Origin of the sequence: Sinomicrobium pectinilyticum, from assembly GCF_003725735.1 — a bacterium.
Taxonomy (GTDB): Bacteria; Bacteroidota; Bacteroidia; order Flavobacteriales; family Flavobacteriaceae; genus Sinomicrobium; species Sinomicrobium pectinilyticum.
The window spans coordinates 1-14,933 of the sequence record NZ_RJTM01000005.1 but is presented as its reverse complement, the minus strand read 5'-3'; the positions used below and the strand labels follow the sequence as shown (position 1 = coordinate 14,933).

Below are 14,933 nucleotides of genomic sequence, written 5' to 3'. Positions count from 1 at the left end.
TGTTTATTTTCCTTTAAAATGGGTGGCTCTTCCTGAGAAAAGCTCAGCAGCTTCCATTATTGTTTCAGATAAAGTAGGATGCGGGTGAATGCTCAGGGCTATTTCCCCGGCTGTAGCCCCCATCTCTATGGCCAGGGCTATCTCGGAAATGAGACTCCCCGTTGTCTTACCAACAACGCCCCCGCCCAGTATTTTTCCGTTTCCCGCATCGAAAATCAGTTTTGTAAGGCCATTGGTAATCCCTATAGAAGCAGCCCTTCCGGAAGCTGTCCACGGATACCGTGTCACTTTTACAGCTATTCCTTTTTCCTCTGCCTCTGTTTCCATAAGTCCGCACCATGCCATCTCTGTCCGGGTAGTAGCCACCACGGAGGGAATAGCCTTCGGATTATATCTCCCCGTATCTTCCCCGGCTATCTCCTCTGCCACGAGGCGTCCTTCGTGTGCAGCTTTATTGGCGAAAAGCGGTTGCCGGGTGACATCGCCAATAGCATAAATATTCTTACGGATGGTCTTTTGTTTCCCGTCTGTTTTTATAAAACCCTCATCATCGATCTCCACCCCTGCTTTTTCCAGGTTCAGATTTGTGGTATTCGGGATTCTTCCCACGGCAACCAGGACAAGGTCATATTCTTTTTTCCATTGACCTTCCTGATTTTTCATTTCCACTGTTACTTTCTGATCTTTAACAGCTACGCTATCCACCTCGGTCTTAAAAAAATATTCATCAAACAATCCCTCATTACCCTTTTCAAATTCTTTCACCAGGTCCTGGTCCACCCAGGAGAGTACGCGGGAGTCACTTTCCACTATGGAAACCCTGCTCCCCAGGGTAGCATAAATACTGCCCACTTCAGGTCCTATGTACCCCCCTCCAATAATCAGCATACGTTCAGGGATACCATCAAGTGCAAGGGCATCTGTGGAATCCAGTATTTTCTCATGGTCAAGTTTTGCGTTAGGATGTTTTCTGGGAACAGCACCGGTGGCGATGATGGCATTTTCAAATTCATATACCTGTTTTTTTCCTTCTCCGGTTTCAATTTCTATTTCATTTGCACTTAAGAAAGAGGCTTTACCTTGTATGTATTCTATTTCCCTTTCCTCGGATAACAGGCCTATACCTTCGGTAAGTTCTTTTACTACTTTGTCTTTCCAGGCCGCTATTTTCTTAAGGTTTGTTCCGGGAGCTTCGAAACGGAGGCCCATAGTTTCGGATTTAGCGGTTTTCTCCTTTATCTGAAGCGTTTCCAGAAGAGTTTTAACCGGAATACAGCCATAGAAAAGGCAGGTTCCCCCGGGATCTGCTTCCGGGCCTATCAACGTAACGGAACGGCCGAGATCTGCAGCCCGGAAAGCTGCGGCATATCCTCCGGGGCCGGCGCCGATGATAACTATCTCTTTTTTATCTCTTTTTGACATAGTGATGTTTTAATATTTAAGCTCCCAGTAATGCTTTGTACGGGTCTTCCAATGCCTGTTTTATCCAGCTAAGGAACCCGGCCCCTTCTACCCCGTCAATAAGGCGATGGTCATAGGATAAACTCAACGGGAGTATTTCCCTGGGCTCAAAGTTGCCTCCTACATATATAGGCCTGATGGCAGCCTGTGAAATTCCCAGGATGGCAACCTGCGGATGATAAATAACGGGAGTAAAATTAGTGCCCCCGACTCCTCCCAGATTTGAAACGGAAAAATTTCCACCCTCCATTTCTTCCGGCCCTAATTTTCCGTTTCGTGCCTTTTCAGCCACTTCAGTGATCTCCACGGCCAGCTCAATAATATTTTTCCGGTCCGCATCTTTGATCACAGGCATCAATAACCCCTTATCCGTAGCTACCGCAATGCTGATGTTGATATACTTTTTCAGGATCATCTCTTTGCGTTCCATATCTACACTTGCATTGAACTTGGGGAACTGTTGTAACGCATTGGCCACTATCTTCACCAATATGGCCGTGATGGTGAGCTTACCACCCTCCTTCTGCACTTTTTCCCGGTTCTTTTCCATATATTGTTCAATCCCTGTAATATCCGCCTCATCAAATTGAAAAACATGAGGTATGTGCTGCCATGAAGCAGTGGTATTTTTTCCGGTTGCCATCCGTATCCCTGACAGGGATTTTGTTTCCACAGCACCCCATTTACTGAAATCGGGAAGAGAAAGTCCTTTTGGTTCCGCTGCTTTGTCCGTACCTTGTTTCCTCGTGTACGATTTCACATCTTCTTCAGAAATTCTTCCGCCGGGTCCGCTTCCTTCCACAGATGCCAGATCCACTCCCAGTTCCCTGGCCAGTTTTCTCACCATAGGGGAAGCAGGAAGCTCCTCTCCCGTTTTTCTTTCGTCATCAGTTCCTTCTTTTTTCTTTTCTTCGGACTCTTCCTTCTCCTCCTCTTTTTCTTTGTCTTCAGGTTCCTCTTCCTTATCCTTTTTCTCCTTTCCCTCCTTATCTTCAGGTGTTTTATTTCTCCCTTCTTCTACCTCTTCTTCTTCCCTCTTATCACCTTCCTCTTCCTTATCTTTCTTCTTTTTATTTTCTTTCTCTTTTTTTCCTTTGGCGTCCTCTTCTTCTTTTTCTTCTTCTTCACCCCCCGATTCTTTTCCGTCTTCTTCAAGAATCAGTACAACAGCCCCTACCTCTACTTCATCGCCCTCGGCTACTTTTATTTCTTTTACCGTACCTTCATGTGAGGAAGGGACTTCTGCAGATGCCTTGTCCGTTTCCAGGACAATTACCGACTGGTCCGTTTCTATATAATCTCCCGTTTCTATGAGGATTTCCGAAACGCGGGCAGAATCAACACCTTCTGATATTTGTGGAATTTTTACTTCTTTAGCCATTTTAGTTGTTTTTAATGTTTACAGATCAAGACGTTCTTGGATTTATCTTATCCGGCTCCAATTCTAATTTTTTTGCTGCCTTTTCAAGATCTTCAGCCTTTATCTTACCGGTAACCGCAAGATCGTAAAGTGCCGCATAGGCAATATGTCTGCGATCTACCTCAAAAAACCGGCGCAATTCTTTTCGTCCGTCACTCCTTCCGAATCCATCGGTCCCTAGAGAGCTTAGTTTCGAAGGAAACCATGTAGCAATGGATTCCGGCAGTGCTTTTACAAAATCTGAAGCGGCCACAAAGACACCTTCTTCCTTCTCCAGGCATTTTTCTATATAAGAAGGTTCCCTGTTGAGTTGTGCTTTTAGCCGGTTATTCCGTTCCGTATCCATTGCATTGTCATACAAAGCTTTATAACTGGTAATGCTCCATACATCCACAGCAACCCGGTATTCTTCCTCCAGCAGGTTTGCCGCTTCCAATACTTCCGGCAGAATGGCGCCACTCCCGAAGAGATGAGCCTTCTTCGCTTTCGTATCCAGTGATGTTTTTTTATACTTGTACATCCCTTTCACAATCCCTTCTTCGCATCCCTCCGGAATTTCGGGCATTGGATAGGTATCATTTCCAACTGTGATATAATAGAACAGGTCCCTTTTTTCCACATACATCTGTTCCAGGCCGTTTTTGACAATTACGGAGAGTTCATAGGCAAAAGAAGGATCATAAGCCATTACATTAGGAAATGCATAAGCATACAGATGACTCTGGCCGTCCTGGTGTTGCAGGCCTTCGCCGGGTATGCCGGTACGTCCGGAAATTCCCCCGATCAGGAAACCGCGTGCACCGGCATCGGCTGCCGCCCACATAAGATCACCCGTGCGCTGAAAACCAAACATGGAATAGAAAAAATAGAAGGGGATCATAGGAAATCCATGAGTGATATGCGCCGTACCGGCAGCGATAAAACCTCCCATACAACCCGCTTCCGTAATTCCTTCTTCCATAATGACTCCATCGTCTGATTCCTTATAGTACAAAAGGCTGTCCTGGTCCACAGGTTCATATTTCTGTCCCTCAGGAGTGTAAATCCCCACCTGGCTGAACAAGGATTCCATTCCGAATGTGCGGGATTCATCGGGAATAATGGGAACGATATGCTTTCCGTATGCTTCATCCTTTAATAATTTTCCCAGCAACTGTACCATTACCATGGTAGTAGCGGCTTCATTATCTCCCGAGCCTTTTAAAAACTGAGCAAAAACCGAGTTATCCGGCGGTGGTAACGCCGTACTCTTGTCTTCCCGCTTCGGGATATATCCTCCCAACGTTTCCCTTCTTTGTTGCAGGTACTTCATTTCTTCACTATCCGCATCCGGTTTTACAAAAGGGATCTCTTCCAACTCGTCGTCGGAAACAGGTATATGAAAAAAATCCCGGAAATATTTTAAGTGCTCTGTTTTCAGCGTTTTGGTTTGATGCGATACATTACTGGCCTCTCCCGCACTTCCCTGGCCGTATCCTTTAATTGTCTGCGCCAGGATCACCGTAGGAGCGCCTTTATGTTCCGAAGCCGCTTTATAGGCATTATATATTTTAACAGGATCGTGGCCTCCCCTTTTCAGATCTTTTAATTCGGTATCGGAATAGTTTTTTACCAATTCCTGTAATTCTTTCTCTTTTCCGAACAATTCACTCCGCAGGAAAGCACCGTCTTCGTAAGCAAATTTTTGGAACTGCCCATCCGGTAACCGGTTCAACAACCTGATCAATTTTCCGCTTTTGTCTTTTTCAAACAAGGGATCCCAGTCCTTTCCCCAAAGCACTTTGATCACATTCCAGCCGGCACCTTTAAAAAGGCCTTCCAGTTCCTGTATTATTTTTGCATTTCCTCTCACAGGGCCATCCAGCCGTTGCAGATTACAGTCCACTACAAAAATGAGGTTCTCCAGTTTATCTCTTGCCGCTACACTTATGGCACCCCGTGCTTCGGGCTCGTCCATTTCGCCGTCCCCCACAAAAACCCATACCTTCTGTTTATTTTCAGAAATAAGTCCCCGCTGTTTGAGGTACTTATTGAACCGGGCCTGGTAAATAGCCATGATAGGGCCCAACCCCATGGAAACTGTCGGGAACCTCCAGAATTCCGGCATTAAATGCGGATGCGGATAAGAGGTAAGCCCGTCTTCATATTTTATTTCCCGGCGAAAATGCCGTAGGTTTTCTTCCGTTAATCTCCCTTCCAGAAACGCACGGGCATAAATTCCGGGAGAGGCATGTCCCTGAAAGTAAACCATATCTGCTTTTCCATCCTCGTCTATCCTGAAGAAATGGTGAAAGCCTACCTCCCAGAGATCGGCTATGGAAGCATAAGTGGAAATATGTCCGCCGATCCCTTTTAATTCCCGGTTTGCTTTCGCTACCATGGCCATAGCGTTCCAGCGGATCAATCCCGTTAACTTTCCCTCAAGTTTCAGGTTTCCCGGGTATGCAGATTCCTGGAGCGTTCCTATGGAATTTATATAAGGGGTCTGCAATTCTTGTGACGGGAAAATGCCATGTTTTGCGGCTTCATCCCGGAGAAGCTGTAAAATTTCCCGTGCCCTTCCCGAAGGGGCATTGTTTATCTGCCATCGAAGAGCATCCAGCCATTCCCTGTTTTCTGTCTCAAACTGCTCAGATTTTTTCTTTTCCGTCATAGGTCAGGTATTTAAACAAATGTGTTAAAAGGTTTATGACCGAAAAATCCGGGAGAGAAGTTCCCGTTACAGGGCTTTGTCCTATACCGATAATGAAAGAAGAACGGAAGAAAAAATTATTCTTCCAAATAAGAAAACACAGGCCCTCCCTCTTCACAGGATAAGTCCCAGACTCTTTCTCTCCTCCGTTCCCTTTCTCTGCCAGTGTTAAACAAGGAGTCGTATATCCTTCTGCAGAACTGTTTATGAACTATTGCCTGAAATTCCTTCCGCGTTTTTAGCCTTCGGGAATCATGGCATTCCGGTACCATAAACAGCATATGGTTTACATTCCTAATTAAAAAAATTATCGGTCATCCCGAGAGGAATGGTATTGCGGCCTTCCCGTTTCGGGGCACAGGTGAATTCAACAAATTTTCGTTTATCTCCCAGCTTCGGGGAAAACTTCCTGCCTTGACCGGCCTGCATCTCCCGTTCCATCAGATTATTTCATTGATGGAACGGGTACCACACTTCCGGGAAGCTAAAACTTTCCGGATCTTCCGGTACCCCGGAGCATAAAATTCACGATCTCCGGTTCTTTCGGCAATCATCAACAACACCTAATTTTCTTAGAGCTTGTTTAAAAAGAATTGATTGTAGCGAAAAATGATGATTTTTGTTCCATATGAAGGCTTTTTTGAGCCGCATAGCCGTAGCTATGAGGCGAGAAAAAGACAAATATGGGGCAAAAAGGGCATTTTTTTAGCCAATTGAATTCTTTTTAAACATGCTCTAATATACTTAACATGATTGCCGGTACCTTCAAGATAGGAAAAAATAAAATAGTGACTTTAAAAATTATAAAAAATATGACCATTTTAACAGTATTACCTCGTGTTTTCTTAATTCTATTCTGCCACTTTTTGTTTTGTCTGCTTAAATCACTACAGATCTGAAAATCCAGTACTTAAATCTCACCGAAACCGGCAATACGTGATTATTCGGGTATAAAAACGTTCCTATCTTTCCTGACCGGTTATGCATATTTGGTAGTCCTATCTCTAAAGCACCATAAATCCGGTTATGTAACAGGCGTTTTAAAACCGGTGAAGAGTTTCCACCTTATCTCATTGATATTTGGTCAACTAAGCAAAAAACTCTACTTTTAAAAGACCTGTTTTAATTTCGGAACATTTCCTTAATATACCTGTCCATTGATATCACATTCTCCAAACATATCATCCCCGAGAAAATTTTCAGCATTCGTTTTATTGGTGACGGGTTTTGTGTGCTGTTCTCCCGAAATGAAGGTTATCGAGGCCCCTGTAGGAAAACCGGAAAGTTTTTCATCGACAGGTTACGCCGTTATGCCAGATAAATGGTGGACAACATTCCGGGATGAACAATTGAATATCTTAATGGACAGCGCCTTCGCCAATAATATGAACCTGACAAGTATATGGTATCAGCTGAAAGAAGCCGAGGCCATCCGCAAAACACAATCTACTTTTTTACTGCCGGATATCGAGGCAAACGCACAAACGGCAATCAGCCGCCCGAAACCCGATTTTGCCGGAGGGGAAAACACCCAACTGGGACTTTCGGCCGACTATGAAGTGGATTTATGGGGAAGGATACGGACCGATCTGAGTGCCGAAGATTTCAGGTTGCAGGCCACATATTACGATTATCAGGCCGCAGCCATGACCTTGTCTGCCGAGATCGCAATAGTCTGGTTTCAACTCCTTACGACTAAAAAACAATTGAAACTGGCTACCCAACAAATTGAAACCAATCAGAAAATCATTACACTAATCCGGGCCCGTTTCGGAGGGGGACAAATAAAAGGTGTGGATATCCTGCGCCAGCGCCAGTTACTGGAAGAAGCCAAAGATCAATACATTATTTATGAGACCAATTTAAATGTTCTGAGGAATCAACTCGCCGTGTTTACAGGGGTATCCCCCCAGGATTTTACTACGGAATTGCGGGATTCATTGCCCGACCTCCCCGATCTTCCCGTCACCGGGCTCCCCCTGGAACTTATCAGAAGGCGGCCGGACCTGCAACGTGAGTATAATTTATTGCTCGCCGCCGATCGCGATATGGCCGCAGTCGTCCGGAATAAGTTTCCCCGGCTGTCATTAAACCTCTCCATGCAGGCACGATCCAATGAATACCGCCAGCTATTTTCGGGCTGGGCATATACACTCGGGGCAAACCTGCTGGCCCCGATCTTATACTGGGGAAGGCTGCGGGCAGAGGTAGACAGGACAGAAGCAGTAAAAATGCAGCAACTTTATCAATACGGGCAAACCGTGCTTACGGCTTTTCAGGAAGTTGAAAATGCCTTGATCCGGGAAGAAAACCAGTTCAAACGCCTGGACGTCCTGGAAAACCGGTTGAGCATGGCCGAAAAAGTAAATAAGCAATTGCATATCGAATTCCTGAACGGTTTTACGGAATACCTCGATGTGCTACTGGCCCTGGAGCAACAACAACAATTACAGCGCGACTGGCTGGAAACACAACAGGAATTATACGAAATACGAATCGATTTATACCGGACCCTGGCGGGAGGTTTTAATACCGGCCGGGAAAACGAAGCCAATACCGATAGTCCGAATTAGTCCAAAAGATTATGAATAAAAAGAGCATCCTGATTATTTGTGCATTAATTCTGCTGGTTACGATAGCCATTGTCTTCCTCATTTTTACTACGGAACCTACGGCAAAGAGTGAAGCGGCCACCAAAAAAACGGCCATGCTGGTAAGTGTGGAAGCCGTGAAAGAAGGCTCGTTTATCCCGGAATTTGTGGCTACCGGAACGGTACAACCCATAGAAGACGTACAATTGAGTCCCCTGGTGAACGGACAGGTCATTCAACGTACAGCAGCATTTGTGCCGGGCGGTGTGGTAAAAAAGGGGCACTTGCTGTTAAAAATCGATCCCTCGGATTATGAAAACCAACTGGAACTGCGCAAAAGCGAATTACTCCAGGCAGAAACCAATTTAACCATAGAAATGGGCCGGCAACATATTGCCGAACAGGATTTTGCACTGGTCGGTGCCGATTCTTTATCCGATAAACAAAAGTCGCTGGTGTTACGGCAGCCCCAGTTAAATGCCGTAAAAGCCCAGCTCCAGGCTGCCAGGGCAGCCGCTGACCAGGCAACATTAAACGTACGGCGGACGCGCATAAGTGCACCGTTCGATGCCCAGGTCATTTCACAGAATGTTACCACAGGTTCTCAGGTTACTCCCGGCGATAATCTGGGACGGCTCGTAGGAATAGATTATTACTGGGTAGAGGTGAGCCTGCCCATCAACAAATTAAAATGGCTGTCTTTCCCTTCATCAGATAAAGAACAGGGGGCCGTCGTAAAGATCAGCAACAAAACATCCTGGGGAGAAAACGAAAGCAGAACAGGTTACCTGCACAAAAAAATAGGGGCGTTGGACCAGCAAACCCGCCTGGCACGTTTGCTGGTCAAGGTCCCCGATCCGTTAGGCCTTGAAACTCCGGACGAAAACATCCCCACCCTCATGGTAGGCGAATTTGTGGAAGCCCATATCCAGGGAAAAAGAATAGAACAGGTCGTAAAACTGGATCGCAATCACCTGCGCAATAACCGGACCGTCTGGGTCATGCATGACGGAAAACTGGAAATCCGGGAGGTAAATATCAGGTTGATCGATGCGAACCATGTTTATATTTCCGATGGAATACAAGGCGGAGAAAAGATAGTCACCACGAATATCAGTACCGTAACCGAGGGAGTTCCCCTGCGAACCGAAAAAGATTCGGTCACCGATTAAATAAAGTGTAACGAGATCACTGTGGAAGAGCAACACCTTCATAAACACAAAAGCAATGGCATTATCGCTTATATGGCACGGCACTCTATTGCTGCAAATTTGCTGATGTTTTTACTGGTAGGCGGCGGCATTTATACCATGTTTTCCATACAAAAAGAGGTCTTCCCACAGTTTCAACTGGATTTTGTTGAGGTCAGTGTTGTTTATCCCGGTGCCGCACCCGAAGAAGTGGAACAAGGCATACTGTTACCGGTGGAAGAATCCATCAGGGGAGTGCAGGGTATCAAAGAAATCGTATCTACGGCGGAGGAAGGTTCGGGAACCGTAACTATCGAACTTGTGGCAGGGACCAACCGGATGAAAACATTTCAGGATATCGACCAGGCCGTGAACCGCATACGGACATTTCCGGATGATATCGAAGAGCCCGAAGTAGTCTTACAAGACCGTCAGCGCGATGTGATGCAGGTCTCCTTATACGGGGATGCCGATATCTGGACCCTCCGTAAACTGGCCGAACATCTGCGAAACCAATTTTTAAGTCAGCCCGAAATTACGCAGGTCACTTTAGACAACGTTCCGGATTATGAAACCCGTATAGAAATTCCGCATTACAATCTGCGCCAGTACCAGCTGACACTGGGGCAGGTTGCCGATATTATCGAACAATCCAGCAGGGATATTCCGGCCGGGGCAGTAGAAACCAGTTCCGGAGAGATCCTCCTCAGGCTGAAGGAACGCAAGCAGTGGGCGGAAGAATTCGGCAATATCACCATTGCCTCCTCCCCTACAGGAGCACAGGTTAAATTAAGGGACATAGCTATCATTACCGATGGATTTGAAGAAACCGGGTTTCACGGCCAGTTCAATCAAAAAGCAGCTGTAAATATGGAGATTTTCAGGGTTGGAAATCAATCGCCGCTTGACATTGAAAAACTGGTGAAAAACATTTTGAACGACTTGCAGCTACCTCCCGGCGTTCAGTATCGTATTGACAGCAACCGGGCCGAGGACTATCGCGAACGGCTTTCTCTCCTTACCGAAAACGGTTTAATGGCTATTGTTATTGTCATGGTCATTCTGACCCTGTTCCTGGAATACCGGCTTGCTTTCTGGGTAATGATCGGCATGGTGGTCTCCTTTATCGGCGGAATAACACTCCTGCCGATAATAGGTGTAAGTATCAATATGATCTCCATGTTCGGATTTCTTGTAGTATTGGGGATCGTGGTGGACGATGCCATTGTGGTGGGGGAAAATGTATATGAATACCGTCAGCAGGGCATGGGTATCATGCAGGCCGCCATACAAGGTACCGGGGATGTGTCAAGACCGGTATTATTCAGTATACTTACTACCGTTATTGCTTTTATACCGCTGTTGCTCATTCCCGGGGAGACCGGTAAATTCTGGTGGCCCCTTCCGGCCGTGGTCATTGTTATCTTATTGATCTCCCTGATAGAAGCCCTGTTTATTTTGCCATCCCACCTGGGACATATCAGGAAGAAAAGGAAAAAAGGTATTCTGCTTAAACTCGAAAGTGCGCAGGACAGGTTCGCCAGGAGATTCGATCGTATCATCCAGAAATATTATCGTCCCTTTCTGGATAAATGCCTCCGGTTCCGTTACATCACGCTGACAGCTGCAGTAGCCTTGCTGCTCATCGTGGGAAGCTTTGGTTACAGTGACCATATGGGAATGATCTTAATGCCCGAAATCGCTGCCGACGAAATTGAAGCGGGGATCAGGCTCCCGGTAGGGACCACGCCCGACCAGGCTGCGGAGGTAGCCGAAGAAGTCACCGAAGCCACCCGCAAAATGTTTTCGGAAAACGATCTGTACAAAGTGGCACAAGGCATAAAAACCAATGTCCGCGGACAGAATTTCATCGATGTGGAAATCGTGATGCGCCCGCCGGATGAACGCGATATGACCGCAGCAGAGCTTATTGCCATCTGGCGTGATAATATTGGTGACATACGCGGTGTAGACCAGATTACTTTCGAAGCCGAACGCGGACCCGGCGGTGCGCGCCAGGATATCAGCGTGGATCTGAGCCATACGGATATTTCAGTCCTCGAAAAGGCAAGCCGGGCTTTTGTGGAACGCATGGAAACTTTTGAAAATACCCGTGATGTGAGCGACAATTATGATAAGGGTAAAATGCAGTACGACTTCAAGCTCCTTCCGCAGGGAAGAAACCTGGGATTAACCTCATCCGAGGTGGGCAGGCAGGTGAGGGACGCTTTTTTCGGTGCGCTCGCCATGCGGCAGCTGCGGGGCAATAACGAAGTGGAAATACGGGTAAAGCTGCCGCTGGAAGAACGCAAGGACATACGAAACCTGGAAAATTTCCTTATCCGGACACCGGATAGCGTGGAGGTTCCCCTGCTGGATGTGGTGGAAGTAGAAGAAAAAGAAGCATTTACTTCCATTAACAGACGGGACGGAAGAAGGGTGGTAAATGTGGGAATGGATGCCGAACCGGCCAATGCCGTTAGCCGGGTCCTCGCCGCTATACAGAAAGAAGTACTTCCGCAGTTACGGGCCGATTACCCGGGGCTTACATGGACCTTTGAAGGAAGCCAGGCCGATATGCGGGAATCGACAAATTCCCTGTGGGGGACCTTCTCCATGGCTCTTATGCTTATTTATGCATTGCTGGCCCTGGCGTTCAACAATTATATTCAACCCTTTATTGTGCTTTCGGCAATTCCGTTCGGAATAGTTGGCGCTGTGATCGGCCATATTATTCTCGGTTACGACCTCTCACTGGTCAGTTTAATGGGCATGATAGCGCTGGCCGGTGTTGTGGTCAATGACTCCCTTATCATGATCGATTACGCCAATGGAATACGAAAGGACCAATCGGCCTACGAAGCCATTCACGAAGCGGGGATACGGCGGTTCCGCCCTATCATGCTGACCACTTTAACTACTTTCGGGGGGCTTACACCGATTATCCTGGAAACTTCTTCACAGGCATTTTACCTCATCCCGATGGCTATTTCATTAGGTTTCGGGATTGTATTCGCCACTTCTATCATCCTGGTTATTGTTCCCTGTCTTTACCTGGCCCAGGAAGACCTTCGTATAATTGTCAAAAAAAGGAAATTTATCTGAAATTCAACGGGATATCGTGCTTCTTTGCATAAGGAACGGCCAGTTGGTTCAGGTGCCTGAGTTTCTTTTCCATCTCCCGGTCGTGGTCCTTAAACAATTTGTGAATGGCCGAGTCTATTTCTGCCTGTGACCTGTTTGCATCCAGCATCTCTGCAATATTCCTGTATTCGTTTTCAAAAATTTCCTTACCGTACTGCAATACCTCCCGGGAAGCGGCGATCAGGTCTTCAGTGTCATCTTTCAGTTTTAATTCTTCGACTTTCTTTATGGATTCGTCAACAGGGGCTATTGTGTTTTGCATAATATATTCCACAGCGGTACCCTTTTTCATTTCACCATTTTTAAATACGGTAATACGGCCCTGTTTTTCCAGTTCCCGGAGTTCCTCAAAGAATGAAGGTATGTACCTGCTTGTCACCAGATTGGCATTTAAAACAGTGATTTCCAAATCTTCCCGGGGTGAGGTCTGGTGACAGGAAAGAAAAATTAATCCTGTGAAGAGTAACAGCAATGTTTTAGCGGTTGATTTCATATGTGTTCATAATTATTCTGAATACATCAGTTTCATTTTCCCTTATTTTCTTCTTATTAAAAATACTCACTGCCGAAAGAGTATGACAGCACAATACCATGAATGTTCCCTAATACAGTGTTTTTCAGCCCTAGATTATAGTGATAAATAAGCCTGAAATACCGGAACAGATAGATCCCGGCCAGGAAATTCACGGAAGAACTGCTGCGGTAGCCGGCCCCGACCTCAAATTTATTCCCGAAACTTGTGGCAAGATTCACATCTATTTGCACGGGGGCCCCATCTTCGTACTTCAATAACATATTGGGTTTTATCACGATCTCGTTGAACCGGTTTGCAAAAAAGCGGTACCCGAAATACCCGTAGACGGGATTGGACAGGTTCAGGTCATCTCTCGAAGCCAGTTTATCTCCTAAAATATTCGGGGCTGAAACCCCCGCATAAAAATCGGCACAATTATATAAAAAACCGACCCCTACCACAGGTATGGTCGCATTGATATTTTCAGAAAACTCAGGGTCGTCCACGATACCGAGTTCCAGCAGGTTATCGTTGAACTGGTGCACCCCGGCGGTCAGCCCGAACGAAAGCACATTCTGATTGTAGATCTGCCAGTCTGGCCGATCATTTTTATAATCGAAAAATATTTTATAGGAGTATGCTGCAAAGGCATGGGTATTTGTGGTGACCCCGATCCTGTCGCGGGAAATCGCGGCACCCAGTCCCATTTTTCCCCGGGATACAGGCGAATGAGCACTCAGGGAGAAACTTTTCGGGCTTCCTTCCACACTGTTGATATATCCGTAATGGCTGAGCGTTGCCTCCGCACCCGAAGCCATTCCCGTATAAGCGGGGTTAATGATAAAAGGATTGTAATTATATTCGGGAAATAAAGCGGTTTGCTGACCAAAAACAAAGTACGATCCCAACAGCACCATAAGCAACATCAATCTATATCTCTTTCTACTCTTCATCTTAACGTCTTAAAACCAAAAATCCTTTTACTTTTTTCAGATCATTCCCCTTCCGGAGGAGCACATCAAAGAAGTAGGTCCCCGAAGGCAACCTGCCGCCACCTAATCCGGTGAGTTTATTGGCAACTCCCGTAAATACTCTGGAATGGTTGTCATAATTATCCATACGAAACACCACATCCCCCCACCTGTTGTACACGGAAACCGTGTTGTCGGGATAGTTTTCTATACCTTCTATTTCCCAGAAATCGTTAATCCCGTCACCATTGGGAGAAAAGCCGTATTTTGTTTTATTAATATCTACCCCCGTCCCGGTCGTGAAACTGATCTCCATACATCCGGAAGCACTTCCCTGTATATTATAGGGTGTGACCGCCACATAGTAGGTGGTATTTTCGTCCAGTCCGGAATGAAGATTAAAAGAATTCCCGGACACCTGCTGACGGTCGATGATATCCGCCCCCCCGGCAGCGGTACCTATTGAAATATAATACCCATCGGCATCAGCAACGGTGTTCCAGGCTATATCTGTATCTGTGGCTATATCGGAGGCGCCATCAGTCGGGCTTGTTATAACGGTACAATTAGGGGGTGTCGCTAAAGTTTCCGTAGTAAAACTGGTTTCGGTACAGCCGGTAGCATTTCCCTGGGTGTTGTATGGCACTACGCGGACGTGATAAGTGGTGTTCTCTTCCAGTCCGAAACTCAAACTATATGTATTCCCGGACACCTGCTGATGGTCGACGATATCCGCTCCCCCGGCAGCGGTACCTATTGAAATGTAATACCCGTCGGCATCAGCAATGGTGTTCCAGGATATGTTGGTATTTATGGCTACATCGGTGGCACCGTCAGACGGGCCTGTTATAGTAGTACAGCCAGGGACGGTCGGAAGGGTTTCCGTGGTAAAACCGATCCCGGTACAACCCTCCGCTTCACCGATTTCGTTAAAAGGTATCACGCTGACA

Annotated in this window: 9 protein-coding genes; 3 read left to right on the top strand and 6 right to left on the bottom strand. The window is 46.4% G+C overall.

Going from position 1 to position 14,933, the window contains the following annotated elements; genetic code table 11:
• Nucleotides 1-3: 3 nt before the first annotated feature.
• The 3 genes from lpdA to aceE are packed head-to-tail and all read right to left on the bottom strand — an operon-like array spanning nucleotide 4 to nucleotide 5,534.
• On the bottom strand, nucleotides 4-1,422 hold the full coding sequence (gene lpdA / locus ED312_RS01470; RefSeq protein ID WP_123214226.1) for a dihydrolipoyl dehydrogenase: 1,419 nt from the start codon (nucleotides 1,420-1,422) through the stop codon (nucleotides 4-6).
• Nucleotides 1,423-1,438: 16 nt separating this feature from the next.
• Nucleotides 1,439-2,842, bottom strand: a complete 1,404-nt coding sequence (locus tag ED312_RS01465; protein ID WP_123214225.1) for a dihydrolipoamide acetyltransferase family protein — start codon at nucleotides 2,840-2,842, stop codon at nucleotides 1,439-1,441.
• A 25-nt stretch (nucleotides 2,843-2,867) separates the two neighbouring features.
• Complete coding sequence (gene aceE / locus ED312_RS01460; RefSeq protein WP_123214224.1) at nucleotides 2,868-5,534, bottom strand: pyruvate dehydrogenase (acetyl-transferring), homodimeric type; 2,667 nt, start codon at nucleotides 5,532-5,534, stop codon at nucleotides 2,868-2,870.
• Between the two features lie 1,286 nt (nucleotides 5,535-6,820).
• Here aceE and ED312_RS01450 point away from each other — a divergent pair.
• The 3 genes from ED312_RS01450 to ED312_RS01440 are packed head-to-tail and all read left to right on the top strand — an operon-like array spanning nucleotide 6,821 to nucleotide 12,459.
• The gene (locus ED312_RS01450; protein ID WP_123214250.1) at nucleotides 6,821-8,146 is read left to right on the top strand and encodes a TolC family protein; all 1,326 of its coding nucleotides are present in this window, start codon (nucleotides 6,821-6,823) and stop codon (nucleotides 8,144-8,146) included.
• Between the two features lie 11 nt (nucleotides 8,147-8,157).
• Complete coding sequence (locus ED312_RS01445) at nucleotides 8,158-9,336, top strand: efflux RND transporter periplasmic adaptor subunit (RefSeq protein WP_123214222.1); 1,179 nt, start codon at nucleotides 8,158-8,160, stop codon at nucleotides 9,334-9,336.
• 21 nt (nucleotides 9,337-9,357) lie between these two features.
• Nucleotides 9,358-12,459, top strand: a complete 3,102-nt coding sequence (locus ED312_RS01440; protein WP_240642982.1) for an efflux RND transporter permease subunit — start codon at nucleotides 9,358-9,360, stop codon at nucleotides 12,457-12,459.
• Here ED312_RS01440 and ED312_RS01435 read toward each other — a convergent pair.
• From ED312_RS01435 to ED312_RS01425, 3 genes are all read right to left on the bottom strand, one after another.
• Nucleotides 12,452-12,991, bottom strand: a complete 540-nt coding sequence (locus ED312_RS01435) for a hypothetical protein (RefSeq protein WP_123214220.1) — start codon at nucleotides 12,989-12,991, stop codon at nucleotides 12,452-12,454. The two genes, ED312_RS01440 and ED312_RS01435, sit on opposite strands and share 8 nt — an antisense overlap.
• Before the next feature lie 56 nt (nucleotides 12,992-13,047).
• Entirely contained in the window at nucleotides 13,048-13,965 is a 918-nt protein-coding gene (locus ED312_RS01430) for a PorP/SprF family type IX secretion system membrane protein (RefSeq protein ID WP_123214219.1), read from the bottom strand.
• Between the two features lies 1 nt (nucleotide 13,966).
• Nucleotides 13,967-14,933 (bottom strand): T9SS type B sorting domain-containing protein (locus tag ED312_RS01425; protein ID WP_148044198.1); only part of this gene is annotated, 967 nt, incomplete at its 5' end.

Coding starts and splice junctions, on each gene's coding strand:
- lpdA (WP_123214226.1), bottom strand. CDS start 1,422: ATGTCAAAAAGAGATAAAAAAGAGATAGTTATCATCGGCGCCGGCCCC.
- ED312_RS01465 (WP_123214225.1), bottom strand. CDS start 2,842: ATGGCTAAAGAAGTAAAAATTCCACAAATATCAGAAGGTGTTGATTCT.
- aceE (WP_123214224.1), bottom strand. CDS start 5,534: ATGACGGAAAAGAAAAAATCTGAGCAGTTTGAGACAGAAAACAGGGAA.
- ED312_RS01450 (WP_123214250.1), top strand. CDS start 6,821: ATGAAGGTTATCGAGGCCCCTGTAGGAAAACCGGAAAGTTTTTCATCG.
- ED312_RS01445 (WP_123214222.1), top strand. CDS start 8,158: ATGAATAAAAAGAGCATCCTGATTATTTGTGCATTAATTCTGCTGGTT.
- ED312_RS01435 (WP_123214220.1), bottom strand. CDS start 12,991: ATGAAATCAACCGCTAAAACATTGCTGTTACTCTTCACAGGATTAATT.
- ED312_RS01430 (WP_123214219.1), bottom strand. CDS start 13,965: ATGAAGAGTAGAAAGAGATATAGATTGATGTTGCTTATGGTGCTGTTG.